Raw genomic sequence first — 230 nt, forward strand, 5'->3', positions numbered from 1 at the left:
CTTCATGCGCCGGCAACGGCTGGAAGCCGCCCACACGCTCGTAGGCCTTGGCGCATACGCCGAGGTTGGCGCCATGGATATGCCGATGCCCTTCACGGGCCTGATAATGGCTGCGATACAACTGGCGTAACGCTGCGTTCTGCCACGGCTGCCAGCGTTCGATGTGCACCGTGCCGCACACCGCGTCCGCGTGCCATTGCAGCTGTGACACCAGCCAATGCCTGGGCACG

General features: G+C 64.8%; 1 pseudogene. It reads right to left on the reverse strand.

Annotated features, from left to right (window positions below):
- A pseudogene (locus tag SB756_RS36145) lies at positions 1–230 on the reverse strand (glycosyltransferase family 2 protein); the annotation flags it as partial.

Origin of the sequence: Pseudomonas sp. SIMBA_068, assembly GCF_046534705.1 — a bacterium.
Taxonomy (GTDB): Bacteria; Pseudomonadota; Gammaproteobacteria; order Pseudomonadales; family Pseudomonadaceae; genus Aquipseudomonas; species Aquipseudomonas putida.